Below are 24586 nucleotides of genomic sequence, written 5' to 3' on the forward strand. Positions count from 1 at the left end.
CCCTCCTTTTATTAGACAGGATTCACCCCATGTTTACGGTCTGTGAACACCATATATTTAGACATATACACATTGAGCCGGGCAGAGAGTTCTTCACGCAGTCGGTTTGGCTCTACTACATCATCTATAATCAATTCTGACGCCAGACGATAGATGTCAATATCCTGGCGATATTCTTCCCTCTTCTCATTGATAAACGCGGCTTTTTCTTCCTCCGGCAACGCAGCAATTTTATTGGCGTAGACAGCATTGACTGCCGCCTCAGGACCCATAACCGCAATTTGCGCTGTCGGCAGTGCCAGACAGCAATCCGGTTCAAATGCCGGCCCAGCCATAGCATAGAGGCCAGCTCCATAGGCTTTACGCACAACCACTGTCATCTTAGGCACCGTTGCTTCACTCATTGCAAAAATCATTTTTGCCCCGTGACGGATAATGCCAGCTTTTTCTACATTTGTTCCGATCATAAATCCAGGCACATCCGCCAAGAACAAAAGCGGAATATGAAAAGCATCACACAAACTGATAAATTTAGCTGCTTTGTCAGCTGAATCATGAAACAGCACGCCACCTTTTACTCGAGGCTGATTAGCAATAATACCAACCGGCTGTCCATTGATCCGGCCTAGACCAGTAATCAACTCAGCTGCAAATAATTTTTTAATTTCACAGAAGCTGTCTTCATCGATCAAGCGTTCAATCAGCTGATACATGTCAAAGGGTGCGTTTTGGTTTTGAGGGATAAGTTCTTCGATTGACTTTTCAAAGGCTGCAGGTGCTTTCGGCTCTCTTGGAACTGGTTTCTCCGTATAATTATCCGGAAAATACGTTAAATACTTTTTCGCATATGCAATAGCTTCCTCTTCTGTTTTGACAAGCACATCGCCACAACCCGAAACAGAACAGTGCATTTTTGCTCCGCCCATTTGCTCAAGTGTGACTTTTTCGCCAATCACCATTTCTGCCATACGCGGTGATCCAAGGTACATCGAAGCATTTCCTTCCACCATTACAACAATGTCGCAGAAAGCTGGAATGTAGGCACCCCCTGCAGCAGAAGGGCCGAATAACAGGCAAATTTGCGGCACCTTTCCAGATAGCTTCACTTGGTTATAAAAAATACGGCCCGCTCCTCTGCGCCCTGGGAACATTTCAAGCTGATCTGTGATTCGTGCCCCTGCTGAATCAACAAGATAGAGCATCGGGCAGCGCAGTTTTTCGGCTGTTTCTTGAATGCGAATAATCTTCTCTACTGTCCGCTTTCCCCACGAGCCAGCTTTAACCGTTGAATCATTCGCCATCACGCACACTGTGCGTCCGTTCACTTTTCCGATGCCGGTAACCACTCCGTCTGCCGGCAAATCCCCAGCCATCATATTGGCGAATAATCCGTCCTCTGTCTGAAGACCCTCGTCAAAAAGTCGTTCCAGACGATCACGAACGAATAACTTTCCTTGCTCCTTATTTTTTTCATGATACTTTTCCTGTCCGCCTTTCAAGATGGCTTCTGTTTTCTGCTGATAGTCTGTTTTTACTCCCGTTTCATTCACTGCTGTCTCCTCACTTTCCTCTGTATGTTGGCGGCCGCTTTTCTGCAAACGCCCGCAATCCCTCCAGTCTATCCTCTGTCGGAATTAAGGTATTATAAGCCAGCCGTTCAATTTGCAAGCCGGTTGCAATATCGGTCTGCATCCCCTGATTGATGGCTGTTTTTGCCTGAAATAATGCCAACGGGGCATTTGCAGCAATCTCCCTCGCCAAATGGATGGCTGTTTCCAGTAAATTTTCCGGAGTAGCAATATGCTCGACAAGACCAATTTGTTCTGCCTGGTGAGAGGCAATGCGTCTGGCTGTGAAAATTAATTCTTTTGCTTTTCCGGTTCCGATCAATCGAGGCAACCTCTGTGTTCCTCCAGCTCCTGGAATGATGGCAAGAGAGGTTTCTGTTAATCCCATTTTCGCGTGACTGGAGGCAATTCGGATATCACAGGCTAAAGCCAATTCTAATCCTCCCCCGAAAGCAACGCCGTTTATAGCCGCAATAACCGGCTGCGGCAACGCTTCCACCTCGTTAATAACCGAACCAATCAAACTGACAATTTTCCTTACTTCCGCTTCGTTCATTCCTCTTCTTTCTTTTAAGTCAGCCCCTGCACAAAAAGCTTTCTCACCTTTGCCCGTCAAAATGATCACCCGAACTTCCGGATCATGTTTAAGGTTATAGAGGGCATCGTGAAGATCATACAAAAGGGCTTGAGACAAGGCGTTAGCTGCTTCGGGGCGGTGAAGTGCCAAAACAGTCACTCCTTGTTCAAGCTTCGTCACTTCAACTGTTTTTCCCAAACAACTCACCCTCTCTCCACTTTGCGGTATAGTTCCATTTGCCTGCTGTTTAACGGCTTGCCTAAAATAGATTCCATCAATTCACCAGCTTCAATCAGCCCTTCTAACCGAACGCCTGTTTTAATCCCCATAGCCTCAAGCATATAAACCAGGTCCTCTGTTGCTACATTTCCAGATGCCCCTTTAGCATAAGGACAGCCACCCAATCCTCCGAGAGCACTATCAAATGTGCGGATCCCCATTTCCAAAGCTTTCGAAATATTTGCAAGTGCTGTCCCTCTTGTATCATGAAAGTGCATAGCAATACGCTCTTCGGAAAACTCAGAGAGAAGCTGTTCAAGCAGCCGTTCCACCTCTGTAGGGACAGCGACGCCAATCGTTTCACCAAGCGACAATTCATCAATGCCCATATCAAACAACCGGGCACTGATTTCTTTTACCTGTTCAGCTGGCACAGCTCCCTCATATGGACAAGCGATCACAGTCGATAAATATCCTCGCACTGTTTTTCCAGCTGCTTTCGCCTCTGTAACGACCTCTTTCAAGACTGGAAGTGTATCCGAAATGCTCTTGTTAATATTGTTTCGATTATGTGATTCGCTTGCAGACATGAAGACGCTCACTTCATCGACATTACCTTCCAGCGCCCTTCGCAGTCCATGCATGTTTGGAACGAGGGCTGCATAGGTGATGCCTGGCTTTCTATCGATAGAAGAAAGTACTTCTACCGCATCTGCCAGCTGCGGAATCCATTTCGGATGAACGAGAGAGGTGACTTCAATATAGGATAGCCCGCTGTCTGAGAGCCGGTTAATCCAGGCTACCTTATTCTCGGTGCCTACCTGATGCGGCTCATTTTGCAGACCATCACGGGGTCCCACTTCTTTAATGGTCACTTTTTCAGGAAGTTTCAACAGGGAACCCTCCTATTCCATATCAACGAGTGCATCCGCTTCGTTGACAAAGTCTCCCTCATTCACATGAATTTTTTGAACGGTGCCATCTTCCTCAGCAGCAATGGGGATTTCCATTTTCATTGATTCTAAAATGATGACATCCTGACCAGCCTTTACTTCTTCTCCCTCTGCTACAAGAACCTTCCACACGTTCCCTGCCATGCTTGCTTGTACTGTTGTCAATATAATCTCTCCTTTACTTCGTTGTGGTTAACTCCGGCAAATAGTATTCATTCACAAAATGAGTTGTTGTTGTTCCTTTTAAAAATTGCTGATGGCTGATAATTTTTCTAAGCATCGGCAAGTTCGTTTTGATGCCTTCAATTTTGTACTGCTCTAGCGCTCCCTTCATGCGGGCGCAGGCTTCTTCTCTCGTTGCTCCCCAGGTGATCAACTTACCGATCATCGGGTCATAAAACGGAGTTACAGTTGAGCCTTCCTCGACCGCACATTCATTTCGTATCCCCTCTCCTTGAGGCAGTTCAAAGGCGGTAATTTGGCCAGGTGAAGGGAAAAAGGTTTTTGGATCTTCAGCGTAAATCCGGACTTCAATTGCATGGCCGTTTCGCTTAACGGCCTCTCGTGTTAATTCGAGCTTCTCGCCGGCAGCCACTTTTAATTGCTGCTCCACAAGATCAAGCCCAGTGATTTCCTCCGTTACTGGATGCTCTACTTGCAGACGTGTATTCATCTCCAAAAAATAGAAATTTTCTTCTTTATCCACTAAAAATTCAATCGTGCCGGCATTCGTATAGCCAATATGACGAGCAGCCTTAACTGCAGCATCCAGCATCTTTGTTCTCGTTTCCTCGCTAATAAACGGGGACACCGCTTCTTCCACTACTTTCTGATTGCGGCGCTGAATGGAACATTCCCGCTCCCATAGTGGAATCACTTGACCATGAGAGTCTGCCAATACTTGGACTTCAATATGATGCGGCTCTTGAATATACTTTTCCAGGAACATATCACCGTTGCCGAAAAAAGATTCTGCTCGCTTTTTATTTCCAGCAAACGCCTTAACGAGTTCCTCTTCAGAGTGAACAAGCTGCATCCCAATGCCGCCGCCCCCCGCTGAAGCTTTCAACATTAACGGGTAGCCAACAGAGGCGGATGCCGCCTTCGCCTCTTCTTCATCCTGAAGCGGGATATTAATCCCTTCAATGATAGGGACTCCCGCTTCCTTCATCGTTTTGCGCGCTTCAATCTTACTCCCCATAGCTGCTAAAATATCGGGGGCAGGGCCGATAAAGGCAAGCCCCTCATCGAGACATTTTTGCGCGAAAGCAGCATTTTCTGAAAGCAGGCCATAACCCGGATGAATAGCCTCTGCTCCACTCGCCTTTGCTGTCCGGATAATTTCATCAGCATTTAAGTAACTAAGGTTTACTTGCGGCTTACCTATGCAATAAGATTCATCTGCCTGACGGACAAACAGAGCCTGCTCATCCGCTTCAGAGTATATAGCTACCGTTTTTATTCCCATCTTTTTACATGTGCGAATAATACGCGAAGCAATTTCTCCGCGATTAGCAATTAATATTTTGGAAAACAAACTGGATCACTCCTTCTGTTTACTTCAATAAGCTCATCGATTGTTCGCGCAGTCTAAACTTTTGAATTTTTCCTGAAGCGGTCATCGGGTATTCCTTCGTAAATTGAATGTACTTCGGAATTTTATGGCGGGAAATTTTATCCTTGAAGTACTCTTTAATTTCGTCTGCAGATGCGATTTCTCCCTCTTTAAGAATGATCCAAGCCATCAATTCCTCACCGTACTTTTCATCTGGTATCCCAATCACCTGTGCGTCGAGTATTTTGGGATGAGTATACAAAAACTCTTCAATTTCACGCGGGTAAATATTTTCCCCGCCCCGGATGATCATGTCTTTTAAACGGCCAGTCACCCTTATATAACCATTCTCATCCATGACAGCCAGATCACCTGTGTGGAGCCATCCCTCTTCATCAATCGCTTCTTTTGTGGCATCTGGATTGTTATAATACCCTTTCATTACGTGATACCCTCGCGTGCATAGCTCCCCTTGCTTATTAAACGGCAGTTCCCTTGATGACCCAGGTTCCACAATTTTCACTTCCACCTCTGGAAGTGCCCGGCCTACCGTTTCTACACGCAGTTCAACAGGGTCATCTGTTCGTGTTTGGGTAATCACTGGCGAGGACTCTGTCTGGCCATAGCATATAGTTATTTCCTCCATGTGCATCTTATTCATTACTGCTTTCATGATTTCGACTGGGCAATTCGATCCTGCCATTACTCCTGTACGGAGAGTAGACAGGTTGTATTTTTGAAAATTCGGATGATTCAGTTCAGCAATAAACATCGTCGGCACGCCATGCAGCGCTGTGCACTTCTCCTGCTCTACCGTTGCTAGCACGGTCTCTGGATCAAATTCCTGCACAGGTACCATTGTAGCCCCGACAGTCACACACGCCATCGTTCCAATCACACACCCAAAGCAGTGAAAAAATGGAACCGGAATACAGAGACGATCTTCTTTCATCAATTCCATGCATCCAGCAATATGAAAAGCATTATTTATTAAATTGCTGTGTGTCAACATGACTCCCTTAGGAAAACCTGTTGTTCCGGATGTATACTGCATATTGATCACATCATCTGGCGCAAGCTCCTCTGTTCGTGCATCCAGCTGTTCTTCTGTCACTCGGTCCGCCATTTCTAAAATATCCGACCAGCTATACGTACCGCTGTACTGCTGTTCACTGAGAACGATGACATTTTTTAACAAGGGCAGTCGCTTAGACGACAATTCTCCAGGCTCACAGGAATGTAACTCCGGACAGATTTCATAAATCGTATCGATATAGGAATTTCCGCGGTAATCTTCTATTAAAACGAGTGTACGACTCTCTGATTGCTTTAATAAATATTCCAATTCAGCGGCACGATAATTCGTATTAACTGTTACTAAAACCGCTCCCATTTTACCTGTGGCAAATTGCAGTGTGACCCATTCAGGAACGTTCGTTGCCCAAATAGCTAGATGTTCTCCTTTATCAACCCCAAGCGCCATTAAGCCTCGCGCTACTTTTCGGCATAGCCGATTAAATTCGCTGTACGTGTAGTGAATACCTCGATCTGGATAGACAAGTGCTTCATGATGTGGAAGTTGTTCGGCCTTATTGGCTAATAGTTCCCCTATTGTTTCATGGATCAATTCGCTCATAACACCCTTCCCCCTATTATCTTTTAACAGCCAAGGTGGCGTGCGATAACCAGACGCTGGATTTCCGAAGTACCTTCCCCGATTTCAAGCAGTTTTGCATCGCGCAAAAATCTTTCTACATCATATTCGTGCATATAACCGTAGCCGCCATGTATTTGAATAGCTTGATTGCTCGTGCGAAAGCTCGTTTCTGAAGCAAATAATTTGGCCATAGCTGCTTCTTTGCCAAATGGTTTTCCTTGATCTTTCAGCCAGGCAGCTTTATACACAAGGTTGCGGGCTAACTCCACTTCGGTCGCCATATCTGCCAATTTAAACTGAATGGCCTGGAATTTAGAGATTGGCTGGCCAAACTGCATACGCTCCTTCGAGTATTGAAGCGCCTTCTCTAAAGCCCCTTGCGCAATACCCACCGCTAAAGCGGCAATGGAGATACGACCGCCATCAAGCGTATATAAAAACTGACTGAAACCTTTTTGACTGTCTCCAAGTAAATTTTCTTTCGGCACCCGCACATTTTCGAGTATAATTTCACACGTGTTAGATGCACGGACACCCATTTTGTCATAGTTGCACGAAATGGTCACACCCGGTGCATCAGCAGGTACGATAATAGCTGAAATAATGTTCTTTCCGTCTTCTCTTTTTCCTGTGACAGCGGTTACAATAATTTGTCGAGCAAAACCTGCATTTGTAATCCAGCACTTCTCACCATTAATTACATACTCATCGCCATCCAGGACTGCTTTCGTTCTTGTGCCCCCGGCATCAGAGCCGGCATTTGGCTCAGTTAAACCAAAAGAACCCAATGTTTCTCCTTTCGCCATTGGAACGAGCCATTCCTGCTTTTGTTCTTCCGTTCCGAAATAAAAAATCGGGCTTGCTCCCAGGCTGATAGCTGCTGCGTAGCTTAACCCTGTGCCGCCGCACGCTTTGCCGATTTCCTCCACTGCAATTGCATAAGAGACAGTGTCCCCGCCAGATCCCCCATATTCTTCTGGAAATGGAATGCCAAGTAACCCTAACTCCCCCATCTTTTTAAATGCCTGTTCATTAAACCCTGACGTTTTATCAAGTTCCTGGGCGTACGGCTTAATCTCTTTTTCAGCGAAACTTTTTACCATTTCCTTTAGCATTTGCTGTTCTTTCGTTAATTCAAAATTCATGTAAAATCCCCCTTGTTTTCCTTTTTAATTCAGAGACAGACTAGTCGGTCTTTGAAGGTTATTATAATAGCCAGCTTAATGGTTAATTGGCTGACTGTTTAATAAAATATGATTGAATATCTTGATTCTCCATCCCTTTTTCTGTAATTAGTGCATGCACAAGCAGATCGTTAAATATTCCTCCAATATCCTCGATTGACAGCTTCCCTTCTTTTTTAAACCATTTGTACGTCCAGTTCACCATGCCAATAATTGCCATCGTCGTAATCTCAGCCGATACTTCCGGCCGAAAATCACCGCTCTTTTGGCCTTCGCAAATGATTTGTAAAATGATCTTTCGATACTCGTCGCGCTTTTCATTAATCTTTTCTTGAAAATCCCCTTTTAAGTACGTGCTTTCTTGATAAAAAACAGTAATATGCGGCTTATACAAATCAAACACCTTAGTAAATGACAAAACAATCGCACAAAGCCGAGAGACAGGTGTGTCATAACTAGCATATGCTTCCTTGGCACGGTCGAGCACGTAGGAAATAAAAACGTCGTGAATGTGATATAATAATTCATCTTTCGACTTGAAATTGTGGTAAAACCCCCCCTTGGAAGTACCGCTTTCCGCCACAATTTGATCGACCGTCACTCCATGATAGCCGTGTTTTTCAAACATAATAAGTGATGTTTCTATAATTCTTTCTTTTAGCGCTTTCTTTTTCATAACTGACCACCTTTGAATAAATAGTATCATAGAAAAAACTGGATTGACAATTTTTTTATCAGAAAATAGAAAATAATTTAACGACGCGGCTTGTCCTTTTAGATTGAAAGAAAACCGCCCATGATAATGGCGGTTTATTTTTCTTACTTTAACCCATCTTCTGTTATTTCAATTGGATGTCCTTTGACTCGATTAACATTAACTCTTCATATTTATAGTTATTTTCATTGAGCAAGCGAACAGCTTGAGCGCGTGTCGCTTTTTCAATTAAATTGCGAACATACCTTCCATTTGAAAATGTTTGGTAGTTCCCTTCTCTCACTTTAACAAAGTGTTCACGCAGCTTCATTTTTGCTTCTTTGCTAAACTGGTATTCTTTTTCTGCAGCCATTTTTTCTGCAATAGACATTAACTGTTCAGGCCGATAATCAGGAAATTGGAAGACGAGCGGAAAGCGGGACTCCAATCCAGGATTGAGCGTAAAAAAATGATTCATCTCCCTCGGATATCCTGCCAATATAAGAATAAAGTCATTTTGTTTATCCTCCATGTGCTTGACAAGCGTATCGATGGCTTCCTTTCCAAAATCTTTTTCCCCTCCCCGGCCTAATGAATAGGCTTCATCAATAAATAAAATGCCGCCCATGGCTTTTTTAATTAAATCTCTCGTTTTTTGCGCCGTATGTCCGATATATTCACCAACAAGATCTGCACGTTCCGCCTCTATTAAATGACCTTTTGATAATACTTTCATTTCAAAAAACAACTTCCCGATAATGCGGGCAGCTGTTGTTTTTCCCGTTCCCGGATTCCCTTTAAACATCATGTGCAACACTTGCTTTCCAGCTTTCAGGCCGCTTTCTTCTCTCTTTTTACTAATGAAGATCCAGGCGTAAATTTCCCGGATCATTTTCTTTAAGTCTTCGAGTCCAACTAAAGCATCCAGCTCACTTTCTACCCTCTTTAATACCGCATGCTCAGAAGCATTGGACCACGTATATAGCGGCTCTTCGCGGACTGGCTGCTGGATGCGGTCATTTTTGGTGTGCAGCACAACATTGATTTGACCGTTGTCTTTCATACGGATTGGCTGCTTCATCTCTATCACCCCATCAAGCTTGACGTAGGCCGTCGCATATTGTCTTTTTTTGCGCTTTCCCGAGAAATAATTTCCCTCTTTACAGTCTATTCATGCTCAAAATAAACATACGTCTTTCTGCATATAAAAAACGTGTACAAAAATTTGTACACGTTTGAATTATATTATTCTTGTTCTTCCAAAGAAATTTGAACGTTTCGTTGAGGAGCGAATGTAGAGATAGCATGCTTATAAACGAGCTGCTGTTTTCCGTCTGATTCAAATAAAACCGTGAAATTATCAAAACCCTTTATGTAACCGCGCAATTGAAATCCATTTAGTAAGAATACAGTGACGAGCGTTCCGTCTTTTCGAAGCTGATTTAGAAATTGGTCTTGGATATTGATCCCTTGTTTCATATCTTTTCCTCCTCTTTCTATCTATACTTAATTAATTCTATTTTAAATGCAGCTTTCCTGCTACAAAATCGGAAATTTCTTTTATTTTTTGCGGCCGCTTTTCCTCATCTGATAAGTCAAACCAATCTACGGCCATTTTATTTCGGAACCAAGTCAACTGGCGCTTAGCATAGTTTCGCGAATTTTGTTTTAATTGCTCGACAGCCGACTCTAACGTCTCTTCCCCCCTTAAATAACTAAATAGCTCTTTATAGCCAATGGCCTGTACAGCCTGACCGCTGCGGATGCCCTTTTCCCAAAGCATTTTTACCTCTTCCAGCAAACCAGTTGCCATCATGCTGTCCACTCTCTGATTAATGCGGTGATAAAGCTGTTCCCGTTCCATGGTGAGGCCGATTAACGCTGTCTCATATAACAATTTATCAGGCGGTTGACTTTGTTGCTCAGACATCCTTTTTCCGGTTGTATAAAAGATCTCCAATGCGCGAATCACTCTTCTCACATTATTTGGATGAATGCTGGCTGCCGCTTCTGGATCAATTTGTTTCAGTTTTCCATGAAGTGCCTCTTTTCCCGCCTGGGCTGCTTCTTCTTCTAACTCTTCACGCAACTGCGGGTCCCCACCAGTCTCGGAAAATTGATAATCATAAATAACTGATTGAACATATAAGCCTGTCCCGCCCACAATAATAGGCAGGGACCCTCTATTAGTAATGTCTGTTATTTTTTTCCTGACAAGCTGTTGGAACTCGGCAGCCGAAAATAATTCATCAGGCTCTTTAATGTCGATTAAGTGATGGGGAACTCCTTCCATCTCTTCGGGGCTGATTTTGGCGGTACCAATATCCATTCCTTTATAAACCTGCATGGAATCCCCGCTGATGATCTCTCCCCTAAATCGCTTAGCTAAATGGATGCTTAGCGCTGTTTTACCGACTGCTGTCGGCCCGATGATCACGATAAGTTTTTCCTGCTGATGCAATCTTTTCACTGCCTTTACCGATTTTCTCTTATCGTACCATACGTACAATCAGTTATTAAAGCTAATACTCTATTCTCACCCTTTTTTTTTATTTTATACGTGCTATCAAAAAAATCCGGCTGCTTATTATTACAGCCGGATTTCGGTTATTGCTGTACATCAACAGGGATTTGTGCATCCCGTATTTCTTTGTCCAGCTCTTCTAAATATTGTTCGGTATGAGAAGAGGACCACCCGAACAAATCTGCCATTACTGCGATAACTCGTTTTTTGTACTGCTTCACTTCATCCATTCGGAAAAATAATGCTCCGGTTCGGCGAATAAGGAAATCGACCGGCCGCCAAATCATTTCATGATTGACTGCATATAGCAATTGGGCATATAGCACTTTAGGGAGATCATTCACTGAAGCTTGTTGTGCAAAGGTAAATACATGATCTACATTTGTTCCATACATATGAGCCAAGTATTCTCCTTCTTGCTCAGATAACCCAAAGGAAACAGCTTCTTTTCCCTTCTTCTTAATAAATGATTCCAGTTGAGCAGCCCCACCAACGTCACCTCCAGATATTGGCAAATGGCGCGTTTGACAGCTTTTAAATTGTCTACCTGTTTCAGCGCTCAGTCTTTCAGAAACAAGGTTTACAACGATTTCAGCCATTTTCCGGTATCCTGTCAGTTTACCGCCAGCAATCGTAATTAATCCGCTCTCTCCTTCCCAAATTTCATCCTTCCTTGATATTTCTGAAGGGTCCTTTCCTTCCTCGTAAATAAGCGGCCGCACACCTGCCCAGCTCGATTCAACATCTGCGGGTCCTACGTTCACATCAGGGAACATATAACGAATAGCTTTTAATAAATAGTCTCGATCTTCTTCTAGCATCTTCGGATTGGCTATGTCCTGATCTTCTCCATAGAACGTATCGGTTGTGCCGACATATGCTTTGCCATCTCGCGGAATGGCGAAGATCATTCGGCCATCGGGCGAGTCAAAATATACAGCTTGCTTAAGCGGAAAAATAGATTGATCAATAACGATATGAATGCCCTTTGTCAATCGCAAGTGTTTATTATTAACCGAATAGTCCTTCTTTCGGACATTATCTACCCAAGGGCCTGCTGCATTGACGACTTTCTTTGCTTTCACCTCAATGGTTTTCCCTGTTAAAACGTCTTTAGCCTCAATCCCGATTACCTTTTGCTCTTCATAGACGAACTTCTCTGCTTTCATATAGTTAACAGCAATTGTCCCTTTTTCAACTGCTCTTTTCATCACTTCTATCGTTAGCCGAGCATCGTCGGTCCGGTACTCTACATAGTAGCCGCCACCAACTAACCCTTCTTTTTTTACGAGCGGCTCTTTTTGAAGAGTTTCTTCAGCAGTGAGCATCGTTCTTCGTTCTGATTTTTTTACGTCAGCAAGAAAGTCATAGACACGCAAGCCAATCCCTGTTGTAAACTTGCCAAAAGTCCCTCCTCGATGCATGGGGAGCAGCATCCACTCTGGTGTTGTAACGTGCGGGCCGTTTTCATAAACTACTGCACGCTCTTTTCCTACCTCAGACACCATTTTAATTTCAAACTGTTTTAAGTAGCGCAAGCCGCCATGAACAAGTTTTGTTGAGCGGCTGGATGTACCGGCAGCAAAGTCTTGCATTTCCACAAGAGCTACCTTCATTCCACGTGTTGACGCATCGAGGGCAATACCTGCTCCTGTAATTCCGCCACCAATGACAAGAAGATCAAACTCCTCTGCTTGTAAACGGTCAAGCCATTGCTCTCGCTCTACATTTGAAAACTTCATAATTTCGCCTCCAGTTGTTAAATACCTCATCTTTATGGGAAGAAAACGAAAAAGAGACCCGTCAAAGCATAACGATGGATCATCGCTATGAAGACAGGTCTCTCTGTTTCTCCAGACAATTTATTAACTTACTTTTATTATATAGGACTATTCAGCAGATTTCAAACTTTAAACACTAAAGCGGCCTCGATTGCTTTTTTCCAACCGGCATACAAACGTATTTGTTCCTCTTTATCCATTTTCGGCTGGAACAATTTTTCTACTTGCCACTTAGAGGCAATCTCTTTCCGGTCTTGCCAGAACCCCACCGCCAGCCCAGCAAGATAGGCTGCCCCGAGCGCCGTTGTTTCATTAATAATCGGTCGTTCCACAGGCACTTGCAGCATATCGCTCTGGAACTGCATAAGAAAATTATTTTTAACAGCCCCGCCATCGACACGCAAGGTTTTCAATGAAATACCAGAATCAGCTTCCATTGCATCCAACACATCTTTCGTTTGATAAGCAAGCGATTCAAGTGTAGCACGGACAAAATGCTCTTTGGAAGTGCCTCTCGTTAAGCCGAAGACTGAGCCGCGTACGTCACTATCCCAATAAGGAGTTCCCAGTCCGACAAAAGCTGGGACCACATACACGCCTTCAGAAGAGGCCACTCTAGTTGCATATTCCTCTGTCTCCACGGCGTCCTTTACCATACGCAAGCCGTCACGTAGCCACTGAATCGCCGATCCTGCTACGAAGATGCTTCCTTCAAGAGCATATTCAACTTTCCCATCTATTCCCCAGGCAATGGTCGTTAATAAACCGTGACGAGAAGAAACCGCTTTTTCGCCTGTATTCATTAACATAAAACAACCGGTGCCATATGTGTTTTTCGCCATTCCTTCATCGTAGCACGCCTGCCCAAATAAAGCAGCCTGCTGATCACCAGCTGCCCCGGCAATCGGTACCTCTTTTCCAAAAAAATGGTGAGGCACTGTATGGCTGTAAATTTCAGACGAAGGCCGAACCTCAGGAAGCATGGCTTTCGGAATATCCAAGATCTTTAACAGCTCATCATCCCATTCTAAATCATGAATGTTATAGATTAAGGTTCTTGAAGCATTCGAATAATCAGTCACGTGGGCTTTCCCGCCCGATAGCTTCCAAATGAGCCACGTATCAATTGTTCCAAACAGGAGTTCTCCTCTTTCTGCCCGCTCCCGTGCGCCTGCTACATGATCAAGAATCCATTTTATTTTCGTACCCGAAAAGTAGGCATCAATTAGCAGCCCCGTTCTTTCTCGGAACAACGAATCATATCCTTGCTCCTTTAGTTCATTGCAAATATCGGCCGTTTGCCGTGACTGCCAGACGATCGCATTGTAAATCGGCTTCCCTGTTTCTTTTTCCCAAACTACTGTTGTTTCCCGTTGGTTCGTAATTCCGATACCAGCAATTTGCTCAGGACTAATATTGTTTTCAGATAACACGGTTGCAATGCAAGCAAGAATCGTTCCCCATATTTCATTGGCATTGTGCTCCACCCAGCCAGGGTGCGGAAAATGCTGAGTAAATTCTTTTTGGGCAACGTAAGCCACTTCTCCTTTTCTATTAAACAAGATCGCTCTTGAACTGGTAGTGCCCTGGTCAAGTGATAAAATAAATTGTTCCATCGTTTCTCCTCCCTTTAACGAACATCTATATTGATTGAAGCTGTATGATTTCTCTTTCCCCAAATAAGTATAACGAGTAAAGCAAAAAAAGTAATAGCTAATACTATCCACAATGCCGGCCCTTTCTCTCCTATAAAGAAAGCTCGGTAAAACAATCCACCAATTGAACCGCCAAGCAGCGGGCCCACTACAGGTATCCAGGCGTATTTCCAATTAGAAGAACCTTTCCCTGCAATCGGTAATAAAAAATGAGCAATGCGCGGGCCAAGATCCCGAGCTGGATTAATGGCATAACCAGTTGTTCCACCTAAAGATAAGCCGATGGCCACAATCAATAATCCTACAATAAACGGATTCAGCCCTTCCGTAAATTGATTCGCTCCAATCGATAATATTCCAACCGTCAAAATAAAAGTCCCGATAATTTCGCTTAATAAGTTAGAAAACGCATGCTCAATCGCTGGCCCAGTAGCAAAAACCCCTAGCTTTGCTGCCGGATCCTCCGTTGCTTTCCAATGGGGTAGAAAATGCAAGTAAACCACCGCTGCACCGATTATAGAGCCAATTATTTGTGCAATGATATAAGGTATGACATCTCCCCACGCAAAATCTCCAGCAAATGCCAGAGCCAGCGTGACAGCCGGATTTAAATGGGCCCCACTAAATCGCCCAACTGCGTACACAGCCATCGCAACAGCCAGACCCCAGCCCCAGGCGATCACAATCCAGCCCGAACCAAAAGCAAAAGATTTCTTTAAATTTACATTTGCACAAACTCCTGCTCCGAATACAATCAACAGAGCTGTGCCGAAAAGCTCTCCCCAAAACGGTGACATTTCCCCACTCCCTTTTTTCTATGAATTTACCGATGTTAAAGAGTGTTGTACTCGTTAACAGGAACGTTAAATAAAAAAAGAGAACAAAAAAATTCACAACAAACAACCGCCTGAAATAGCGTGTGTTGTGAATCTCTTTGTTCTCCCTCACAAATTATTAACTTATTTTTAAGATAACATGTTTTGAAAGCGCCATCAACTAATTTACAACAACCTAACTTTTAATAATATAATTTCCACAGCTCTCGATCAGAGGTTGTGATGGCGCATGCCCCCGCCTGCAGGGCCTCTTCTACTTCCTCTCTCGTTTCAATCAATCCGCCGGCGAAGATTGGCTTTTTTGTTTTTTCATGCAGCTCTTTAATAATCTTCGGTACGACGCCCGGCAGCACCTCGATATAATCAGGGTCTGTCCGTTCAATTAATTTCACACTGCGCTCGAGGGCGCTTGAATCGATAATGAATGCCCGCTGTGTCGCCAGCATTCCTTTTTGCTTCGCTCTGACAATGGCACTGCCTTTTGTTGAAATAATTCCATATGGCTTGGCATATTGTGCTACAAATTCGGCCGCATATTCATCACTTGTTAGTCCGTGAATTAGATCGAGATGCAGGAACATTTTCTTTCCGTGCTGCTTTGCATAGTCAAAAACACTCTTTACCATGCCTATATGAAGATCTAAAAACACACCATACTCGAATGGAGTGTCCAGCATTTTATCAAAATCCTTCATTGTCCGGACAGCCGGCAAAATTTTTTGTCCGTGAAAATTCATCCGCTACACTCCTTTTCATTTAAACTTTCTTCATCTGCTTATCAGTCAAGGGGGAGTATGTTGTCTTTCTTTAAAGGTTTCCCTCCATACCAAAAAAAGATCATGGTAACGAGTGCAAAAATAGCGCTAATAACTGTGAAAAAGCTGATGCTCTCAAACAACTGTAAAGCCATCCCTCCCAAGTATGGACCGGTTAAACTACCGATGCTGAAGGCCATGCCGCACAGAAGATTGCCTGTCGGCAGGAATTGTCTAGGCATTAGATCGGTCATAAAGCTGATTCCCAGGCTGAAAGTGGAACCAACAAGCATGCCAGCAAGAAAAATACTCACTAACAGTAAATAATATAAGTGGTCGATCAATGCGGCGCTAAAAAACAAAACCGTACCCGCTAACAATACAACCGCTAACACTCTTTTCCGTCCATACTTATCGCTCAATACACCTAGCGGGAACTGGAAAACAATTCCTCCGATAGCAAATGACATCAAAATGACAGAAATTTCTTGAACAGACAATCCGGTTCGAACCCCATAAATTGGATAAATGCCATTAAAAGAAGCTTCTAAGAATCCATAAGCAAATGTCGGCAAAAAGGCAATCCATCCATAGCGAGACGCTTCTCTGAAGCGCTTCAGAGTTTCCCACGTCGAATTGGTTTCCACCTGCTGTTCTGGAAAGTCATTTTTCAGGAAGAATAAAAAGACCCAACAAATAAGACAAAGCACCCCCGAAACAATAAACGGCAAAGATTCGCTATAATGGATAAGACCGGTCATGAGCGGACCAGTGGCAAAACCTAAGCCAAAAAATAATCCATAGAGCGAAATATTTCGCCCGCGCCGCTCCGGTGACGAAAAAGAGGTGATCCATGTCTGGGTGCCAAAATGAAGCGCATGATCACCGATTCCAATCAGCAGCCGCAAAATAAACCAAAACCAAAAGGACTTCCATAAAGGAAAAGAAAAAAGAGCGACAATAACGAGCAGCCCGCCTCCGATGATGACCGGCTTATAACCGAACTGCCGCAGCGGTCTTTCCATAAACGGTGAAACAAGCAAAATTCCAATATATAAACCAGTTGCATTTAATCCATTTAACGAAGCCGACATCCCTTCCCTCTCAAACAAAACAGCGATCAGCGGCAGCAGCATTCCCTGACTAAATCCGGAAATCGCTATAATACTAACAAGTATGCGTAATCGAAAACTCTCTCTTGTGTTCACCATAACAACTCTTATTCACCTCTTGTAGATTCCGAAGAACCGTCTCCATCCCATCAACAGATTAAAAGTACTTCTCCCTTTTCTATATTAGGCTATTTCGTTTAGAACGTATAGAGAGATAAATACGAGAAGTTCTACATTTTAAATGTATGTGGAAAATCTGGTTTTTTCACCTTGCACTTTACGTAACGTAATGTTTTAGAATGGACTTATTAAGTGGATGGAGGAAAGCAAAATGGCGAAAACATTTACTATTGGCCAATTTAAAAAGATGAGCGGCCTGACAGCGAGAACCTTGCAATATTATGATGAAATTGGCCTTCTAGCAGCTAAACGGACATCAAGCGGACATCGTTATTACCAAGAAAGTGACTTGTGGATACTTCAAAAAATTGTTTCTCTTAAATTTTTAGGGTTTTCACTGGAAGAGATTGCTGACTTTATTCGTAAAGACACATGGAATGAAAAAGACTCTCTTATCTTTCAGCGCGACCTTATGAAAAAAAAGCGCGAACAGCTAAATGACGCTATCCGGCTACTAAGCCTTGCCATTGATCAAATAGAAAGAGGCGGCACGTTGCATACCGATATCTTTGTTTCAATGATTAATAATGTTCAGATGGAGGATGATCATAAAAGCTGGATGAAATCCGTTGTACCATCGCCATACATTGATGAATTATTCGATCGAATAAAGAATAACCAAGAAGAGATCGAGAAAAGAGCGATGGACTTGTTTTCACGCATAAAGGAACTGGCCTTTTCAGATCCAAAAAGAAGCGCTGTTGAACAATTAGTGACGGAATTAATAGAGCTGGCAGCAGAAGTAGCCGGCGATGATTTCCATACGTTGGAAACTTATTTTGCTACCGATCTGGAAGAAGATCCATGGCTGTTTCCTTACCCATTTAGTCCTGAAGAAGAGAAGTGGCTCGAACAAGCGATGACTTATTATAAAGAAAAGGAGGAATAGAAAATGGAAAAAACTGAACAAACAAATTTCCAACAATGGAAGCCCTTTGTACACTTATTTACAAAAGCCCGCCTGTCAAAGTGGATCATTGCCGGGGCCATCCTGTTAAGTATAGCCGAAACACTCGCCGGGCTTGTCGTTCCTTTATTTACGAAAGATCTCGTTGATCAACTTGCCCACAATCAACTGCAAACATCCGTTATTCTCTTCCTTGCTGGCAGCTTTCTCGTTCAGACTGTTTCAGGTGGTTTCTCCTACTACTTGATGAGCTATATTGGGGAAGCAGTCGTTTCTTCTGTGCGGAGAAGAGTATGGAACCAAGTCCTTGAATTGCCCGTTTCTTACTTTGATGAGCATGAATCTGGAGAAACGATGAGCCGGATTACTCAGGATACAAACACGGTTAAAACTTTGATCGTCCAGCACCTCGTCTCATTTGTCACTGGGATCATCTCCATCCTTGGCGCCATTGTTATTTTGCTTTTCATTGATTGGAAAATGACCGTCATTATGCTTCTCGCTGCCCCAGTTTCTATTTTGATCATTATGCCGCTCGGCAGAAAAATGTATCGCATTTCCAAGGATACTCAAACCGAAATGGCCGGCTTTTCTGCTGATCTCGGCAGGGTGCTCACAGATATCCGACTCGTTAAGGCGTACAGCGCTGAAAAGGCGGAAAGAGAAAAAGGTTTCTACCGCATTCAGGAGCTTTTTCGTTATGGATTGAAAGAAGCGCGGGTCCAGGCTGTCATTTCTCCTTTTATGACAGTGATCATGATGCTCGTCCTTGTCGTATTAATCGGTTACGGCGGTGTCCGCGTTGCCTCTGGAGCCCTTACAGCCGGTTCACTCGTTGCTATTATTATTTACATGTTCCAGATTGTCATCCCCTTTAGCCAAATGGCTTCATTCTTTACAGCTTTTCAAAAAGCCATGGGAGCGACAGAAAGAATTCAATCCATTCTAACACTGAAAAAAGAATCAGAAGCAGCCGGCTTGCCTGTCGTTCAGCCAGCACAGCATCTATCACTTAAAGACCTGACTTTTGGTTACGAGGAAAATCATGCTGTGCTCAAAAATATGAATCTTCATATTCCAACCGGAAAAACAACGGCCTTTGTCGGCCCGAGCGGCAGCGGCAAAACCACTCTCTTTGCTTTGCTTGAGCGCTTCTATCAACCTGTGCAAGGAGAAATTTTCTTGGGAGAGCATCCCATCAGCGAATTTGACCTTCGTTCGTGGCGCACATCCATCGGTTATGTTTCCCAAGAAAGTCCCATTATGTCGGGTTCCATTCGCGATAATATTTGTTACGGCATGGAGGGCCCGATTAAAGAGGACGAGATAAAAAGAGCCGCAAAGCTAGCTAATGCCGCTGAGTTTATTGAGGGGTTTCCCGATCAATATAACACAGAAGTCGGCGAACGAGGAATCAAACTATCAGGTGGCCAGCGGCAGCGGATAGCGATTGCCCGGGCCTTTATGCGTAACCCGCAAATTTTGCTTCTTGACGAGGCGACTTCTAACTTGGACAGTGACTCAGAACGGCTTGTCCAAAAAGCGCTCGACCAATTAATGACTGGCCGGACGACCCTTGTCATAGCGCATCGCTTATCCACCATCGTAAACGCCGACCAAATCGTCGTCATCGAACGAGGGAAAATTACAGGCATTGGCACGCATGACACACTGTCTCAAACTCATTCACTCTATCAAAAATTGGCAAGCCAACAGTTTTCTTCTTGAGCCATTAAAAAAAGGTCAGCCTTTCGGGAGGCTGACCTTTTTTCGATCACATAATGCGTTTAAACATTTTCTCTATTTCATAGGTGGAATAGTGAATGATGATCGGCCGGCCGTGCGGACAAGTGAATGGATCGCTGCTATGTCGCAGATCATCAAGCAGCTGCTGGATCTCATCGTTCCGTAAATGATGATTCGCTTTGATGGAGGCTTTGCAGCTCATCATAATCGCAGCTTCCTCCCGTAACTTTTTAATATCAACCTTTTTCATGGACAGCATTTGCTCAATGATGCCCTCGATCATTTGCTGTTCTTCTCCTTTAGGAAACCATTGCGGATGGGAGTGGACGATAAAAGCTCTCTCACCGAATGGTTCCAAAAACACGCCGACACTTTCCAATTCGTGCAGATGTTCAGTAATTTTAATACAGTCATCGGCTGAATAATCCAGCGTGATGGGCACAAGCATATCTTGCAATTCTTTTTCTACTTGTCCCACTTTCTCCCGGAAAAATTCATATTTCAATCTTTCCTGGGCGGCATGCTGATCAATCATGTACAAACCTCTTTCATTTTGGGCAAAAATATATGTGCCGTGCATTTGCCCAATTGGATAAAGAGGCGGCAATCTGCTTTCTGTTGTCTCATGTATCTCGTGTGTTTCATACTCAATTTCTTCTGAGAAGGTCTCTGCTACGAGATCTGTCGGTGTGGAAGGTATAAATTCGGTCTGTTGAATGATCTCTTCTGTTTCTTTCGACTCCACCGGATGGTCATCGTCCGCTTGATCAGCATTTACTTCGTAAAGCTCTTTCGTATACAACTCTTTCATTTTATCCGTCGGCAGTAACGATTCGCGCTGGGACAATGTAGTAGGGCGAAACTTTTTTTCAAAGCTAGTTTCTGTTTTCACTTGCTTCCGGCTGTCATCAAACGAAAATTCCTCTTGCCGGGAAAGCGGTTTTGCTTGCTTCACTGCTGGTGCTGCCGAAGGAATCAACGTTTCTTTTTGGAAAGCTTCACGGATAGCAGTTGTAATAACTTCCTGTAACTCTTGTTCTTTGCTAAAACGCACTTCTAGCTTGGCAGGGTGAACATTGACATCGACTAGTATCGGGTCCATGACAATATTCACTAAAGCAATGGGATACCGCCCAATTGGAAGCAGTGTATGGTAACCTTCCTGAATCGCTTTTGCCAGGCTGTAATTTTTAATGAATCTCCCGTTCACCATGACAGAAAGATAGTTTCTGGAAGCGCGAGTAATTTCCGGCAACGAAATCCAGCCTTCTACTTGGAAATCCAAGGAGGAAGCTGCCACAGGAATCATCTTTTTGGCCGTATTTAACCCGTAAATCGCCGCAAGTACTTGGCGGACATCTCCATTTCCTGTTGTCTGCAGCAACTCTCTCCCATTGTGGCGCAGTCTTATGGCTACCTCCGGATGGGCCAAAGCGAGCCGATTGACTACATCTGTGATGTTACCAAGCTCGGTGTGAATCGTTTTCATATATTTCAAACGTGCCGGGGTGTTAAAAAACAACCCAGACACTTTTATATCCGTTCCTTTGCGGCTGGCTGCCGGACCGTGCTTCTGAACAATCCCTCCCGAAAGAATGATCTCTGTTCCCGGACCTTCCCCCGTTCCGGTCGTCATCGAAAGCTCGGATACAGAAGCAATGCTCGGCAGCGCTTCGCCTCGAAAGCCTAGCGTCCGAATGCGAAATAAATCATTTTCATCTTTGATTTTACTTGTCGCATGACGGGAAAAAGCTTTCAATACATCATCCGGCTCTATTCCTGCTCCATTGTCAAGAATACGGATGCTTTCCAGCCCTGCTTCTTCCACGTCAACCTCAATAACTGAACTTCCAGCATCGACTGAATTCTCGACGAGCTCCTTCACAACAGAAGCAGGGCGTTCTACTACTTCACCGGCAGCAATTTTATTCGAAAGTGTATCATCCAGCTGAATAATTTTTCCCATTTGCTTCACCTGCTTTTCTTTGTCTGACTACCTCTTTATTTTCTTTTGAAGCGCATAGAGGGCATTCATTGCATCAAGAGGAGTCATTTCCAGTAAATCGTAGGACTTTAACTCTTCAATAATCTTTTTCTCTTTATCTGTCTGCGGCGTAGGAGGAGCAGCAACAGGTTCGCTGAAGAAAGAGAGCTGGCCGGCTGCTTCTGCTGTTTCCTTCGGCTGCTTTCGTAAATCAGGCTGTTCTTTCTGTTCTAATTCCGTCAGGATCTCATTTGCTCGCTCAATGAGCTCACGAGGAAGCTCAGCCAGCTGTGCCACATGAATGCCGTAGCTTTTATCGGCCGCTCCTTCTTTTATTTTATGAAGAAAAACCACACGGCCATTTTGTTCAATTGCACTGACATGTACATTTTTCAACTGAGGAAGGGATTCCTCTAAAACAGTTAATTCATGATAATGGGTAGAAAACAGCGTCTTGGCTTGGATATGCTCATGAATATGCTCAATGATCGCTTGAGCAAGCGCCATTCCATCATAGGTTGATGTGCCGCGGCCAATTTCATCAAAGAGAATCAAAGATTGGTTCGTTGCATGGGTAATAGCATTTTTAGCCTCCAGCATTTCCACCATAAACGTACTTTGGCCCGAGATCAAATCATCCGCTGCTCCGATTCTTGTAAACACCTGATCGAAAACAGGCAACTTAGCTTCCTGTGCAGGAACGAAACAGCCAATTTGAGCCATAATGGCTGTTAAAGCGACCTGTCTCATATACGTGCTTTTCCCTGACATATTCGGACCGGTGACAAGAAGCATTTCCCTCTCGCCGTTCATGAAACAGTCATTCGGAACGTATTCCTGGGAATCCATGACTTTTTCCACGACAGGATGGCGCCCCTCTTTAATGAAAAGCTCCCGGCTTTCCGTTAATTCCGGTCTTATATATTTTCGCTTCTCACTGACTTCAGCGAAGCATTGCAGCACGTCTAATTCGCTCACAAGTCTGGAAAGTTCCTGAAGCTCAGGAATAAATGATTTCACCTGCTCACGGATTTCAAGGAACAGCTCATATTCCAGGTCAATAATCTTTTCTGTAGCTTGCAAAATCAGCGTTTCCTTTTCCTTTAATTCCGGCGTGATAAAACGCTCACAGTTTGCTAATGTTTGTTTGCGTTCATAGCGGCTGTCCTGAAGCAAATGAAGGTTCGCTTTTGTAATTTCAATGTAATAGCCAAAGATGCGATTATAGCCAATCTTTAATGACTTGATGCCTGTTCTTTCTCTCTCTTCCTGCTGCAAGTTGGCAATCCAATCTTTTCCGTTGCGGCTTGCATCTCTATACTCATCAAGCTCCGCATGAAAGCCGTCTCTGATCATGCCGCCTTCTTTAACAGATAACGGCGGATTATCAACAAAAGCTTGTTCGAGAAGGTCGGTCAACTCTTCACACGGATTCATATTTTTCGAGAGTGCTTGAATTTCATCGTTTTGAATTTTAAGCAGCAAATCCTTCAGCAGTGGAATCTGCTGCAAGGATTTCTTTAACTGAATCAAATCGCGGCTGTTGACATTTCCGAAAGCGACCCGTCCAGCAAGGCGCTCCAGGTCATACACTTCCTTTAACATCTCCCGGATTTCCTGGCGCTCAAAAAAAGATTGTATCAATTTCTCCACCATTGACAAACGTTCATTAATTTGTCGTCGGTTGATCAGCGGACGGTCAATCCAACGCTTCAGCATCCGGCCGCCCATCGCCGTCATCGTTTCATCCAAAAGCCAAAGCAATGAGCCTTTTTTGTTTTTCGAACGGATCGTTTCCGTTAGCTCAAGATTGCGTTTGGAATAAAAATCGATCTTCATAAATTGATGGACTTCATAGACTTCAACTGGCTGTAAGTGAGTGAGACTCCGCTTTTGCGTGCGGTGCAGATAATGAAACAGCAGATGGGCGGCCTGCTGCATTCCGGAAACAGTAATCTGTTCGGTTAAAGACACGAATTCATCCCTTGCAGCTGTTTGCTCTTCATAAGAAAGCGTAACACCAAGCCGCTCCTTTAACGCCTTTCTTACATTCTCATCCAAATCCTGCTTCGTCACTACCTCCTTTGCCCGTAAAGTAGATAGTTCATTCAGTACTTCATCGAGTGTCGTTAAAGCTGTCGTTCGACTTTCACCAGTAGATAAATCACAAAAGGCCAGGCTGTATATATCCTCATTTTCACAGAAAAGAGCCGCGATATAATTGTTTTCTTTATCATGAAGCCCCTTGCCTTCCATGACGGTGCCAGGGGTGATAAGCTGTACGACTTCGCGTTTAACGACACCTTTTGCTTGCTTTGGATCTTCAGTCTGTTCGCAAATAGCGACCTTATGGCCAAGTTCGATTAACTGTTCTATATAAGCAACCGCCGAATGGTAGGGCACCCCGCACATCGGTATACGTGCAGACGATCCGCCATCTCTGCTCGTTAACGTAATTTCAAGCAACTGGCTGGCTTTAGTTGCATCTTCAAAAAACATTTCATAGAAATCTCCTAAACGAAAAAACAAAAAGGCATCCTCATATTGTGCCTTTATCGCTAAATATTGCCGGATCATCGGCGTATATTGTTCCATATATTGTCCAATCCCTTTCAAGAAAACCTGTCTATTTTCAACTTTACATTATATCATATTTCCCCTCCCTCTGCCGTACGCAGTCCACAAAAATGAGCAGGCTG

At 43.9% G+C, this 24586-nt stretch carries 20 protein-coding genes; 2 read left to right on the forward strand and 18 right to left on the reverse strand.

Going from position 1 to position 24586, the window contains the following annotated elements:
* Positions 1-11 precede the first annotated feature (11 nt).
* From MKZ02_RS16445 to MKZ02_RS16520, 16 genes are all read right to left on the reverse strand, one after another.
* Entirely contained in the window at positions 12-1550 is a 1539-nt protein-coding gene (locus MKZ02_RS16445) for an acyl-CoA carboxylase subunit beta (protein ID WP_340856433.1), read from the reverse strand.
* Between the two features lie 10 nt (positions 1551-1560).
* Positions 1561-2343, reverse strand: a complete 783-nt coding sequence (locus MKZ02_RS16450) for an enoyl-CoA hydratase (protein WP_340854592.1) — start codon at positions 2341-2343, stop codon at positions 1561-1563.
* A 5-nt stretch (positions 2344-2348) separates the two neighbouring features.
* On the reverse strand, positions 2349-3257 hold the full coding sequence (locus MKZ02_RS16455; RefSeq protein WP_445324331.1) for a hydroxymethylglutaryl-CoA lyase: 909 nt from the start codon (positions 3255-3257) through the stop codon (positions 2349-2351).
* 12 nt (positions 3258-3269) lie between these two features.
* Positions 3270-3482 (reverse strand): acetyl-CoA carboxylase biotin carboxyl carrier protein subunit, encoded by a 213-nt coding sequence (locus MKZ02_RS16460; RefSeq protein ID WP_120037412.1) that lies wholly within the window; start codon positions 3480-3482, stop codon positions 3270-3272.
* A gap of 13 nt (positions 3483-3495) precedes the next feature.
* On the reverse strand, positions 3496-4854 hold the full coding sequence (locus MKZ02_RS16465; RefSeq protein WP_340854593.1) for an acetyl-CoA carboxylase biotin carboxylase subunit: 1359 nt from the start codon (positions 4852-4854) through the stop codon (positions 3496-3498).
* A 19-nt stretch (positions 4855-4873) separates the two neighbouring features.
* Positions 4874-6508: an AMP-binding protein gene (locus MKZ02_RS16470; protein WP_406910394.1), complete on the reverse strand. Its 1635-nt coding sequence runs from the start codon at positions 6506-6508 to the stop codon at positions 4874-4876.
* A 23-nt stretch (positions 6509-6531) separates the two neighbouring features.
* Positions 6532-7674, reverse strand: coding sequence for an acyl-CoA dehydrogenase (locus tag MKZ02_RS16475; protein WP_340854595.1), 1143 nt, complete (start codon positions 7672-7674; stop codon positions 6532-6534).
* A gap of 82 nt (positions 7675-7756) precedes the next feature.
* The gene (locus MKZ02_RS16480; protein WP_120037406.1) at positions 7757-8389 is read right to left on the reverse strand and encodes a TetR/AcrR family transcriptional regulator; all 633 of its coding nucleotides are present in this window, start codon (positions 8387-8389) and stop codon (positions 7757-7759) included.
* 163 nt (positions 8390-8552) lie between these two features.
* Entirely contained in the window at positions 8553-9488 is a 936-nt protein-coding gene (spoVK, locus tag MKZ02_RS16485) for a stage V sporulation protein K (protein WP_340854597.1), read from the reverse strand.
* A gap of 164 nt (positions 9489-9652) precedes the next feature.
* Positions 9653-9886, reverse strand: coding sequence for an RNA chaperone Hfq (hfq, locus tag MKZ02_RS16490; RefSeq protein WP_049661654.1), 234 nt, complete (start codon positions 9884-9886; stop codon positions 9653-9655).
* 37 nt (positions 9887-9923) lie between these two features.
* The gene (miaA, locus tag MKZ02_RS16495; protein ID WP_120037402.1) at positions 9924-10868 is read right to left on the reverse strand and encodes a tRNA (adenosine(37)-N6)-dimethylallyltransferase MiaA; all 945 of its coding nucleotides are present in this window, start codon (positions 10866-10868) and stop codon (positions 9924-9926) included.
* A gap of 146 nt (positions 10869-11014) precedes the next feature.
* Complete coding sequence (locus tag MKZ02_RS16500) at positions 11015-12673, reverse strand: glycerol-3-phosphate dehydrogenase/oxidase (RefSeq protein WP_340854603.1); 1659 nt, start codon at positions 12671-12673, stop codon at positions 11015-11017.
* Between the two features lie 161 nt (positions 12674-12834).
* Complete coding sequence (gene glpK, locus MKZ02_RS16505; protein ID WP_340854604.1) at positions 12835-14328, reverse strand: glycerol kinase GlpK; 1494 nt, start codon at positions 14326-14328, stop codon at positions 12835-12837.
* Positions 14329-14342: 14 nt separating this feature from the next.
* On the reverse strand, positions 14343-15164 hold the full coding sequence (locus tag MKZ02_RS16510) for an MIP/aquaporin family protein (RefSeq protein WP_340854606.1): 822 nt from the start codon (positions 15162-15164) through the stop codon (positions 14343-14345).
* Positions 15165-15385: 221 nt separating this feature from the next.
* Positions 15386-15940 carry a glycerol-3-phosphate responsive antiterminator gene (locus MKZ02_RS16515; RefSeq protein ID WP_120037394.1) on the reverse strand — a complete coding sequence of 185 codons (555 nt, stop codon included), beginning with the start codon at positions 15938-15940 and terminating at the stop codon, positions 15386-15388.
* A 41-nt stretch (positions 15941-15981) separates the two neighbouring features.
* Complete coding sequence (locus MKZ02_RS16520; RefSeq protein ID WP_340854608.1) at positions 15982-17169, reverse strand: MFS transporter; 1188 nt, start codon at positions 17167-17169, stop codon at positions 15982-15984.
* Between the two features lie 232 nt (positions 17170-17401).
* Here MKZ02_RS16520 and MKZ02_RS16525 point away from each other — a divergent pair, with 232 nt between their 5' ends.
* Both MKZ02_RS16525 and MKZ02_RS16530 read left to right on the forward strand, forming a co-directional pair.
* Positions 17402-18139, forward strand: coding sequence for a MerR family transcriptional regulator (locus MKZ02_RS16525; RefSeq protein WP_340854609.1), 738 nt, complete (start codon positions 17402-17404; stop codon positions 18137-18139).
* Between the two features lie 3 nt (positions 18140-18142).
* Positions 18143-19885, forward strand: a complete 1743-nt coding sequence (locus tag MKZ02_RS16530; protein ID WP_340854611.1) for an ABC transporter ATP-binding protein — start codon at positions 18143-18145, stop codon at positions 19883-19885.
* Positions 19886-19931: 46 nt separating this feature from the next.
* On the opposite strand, the gene mutL is transcribed toward MKZ02_RS16530, so the two are convergent.
* Both mutL and mutS read right to left on the reverse strand, forming a co-directional pair.
* The gene (gene mutL / locus MKZ02_RS16535) at positions 19932-21869 is read right to left on the reverse strand and encodes a DNA mismatch repair endonuclease MutL (RefSeq protein ID WP_340854612.1); all 1938 of its coding nucleotides are present in this window, start codon (positions 21867-21869) and stop codon (positions 19932-19934) included.
* A 27-nt stretch (positions 21870-21896) separates the two neighbouring features.
* The gene (mutS, locus tag MKZ02_RS16540; RefSeq protein WP_340854613.1) at positions 21897-24482 is read right to left on the reverse strand and encodes a DNA mismatch repair protein MutS; all 2586 of its coding nucleotides are present in this window, start codon (positions 24480-24482) and stop codon (positions 21897-21899) included.
* Positions 24483-24586 lie beyond the last annotated feature (104 nt).

Origin of the sequence: Pseudobacillus sp. FSL P4-0506, from assembly GCF_038003025.1 — a bacterium.
Classification (GTDB): Bacteria; Bacillota; Bacilli; order Bacillales; family Domibacillaceae; genus Pseudobacillus.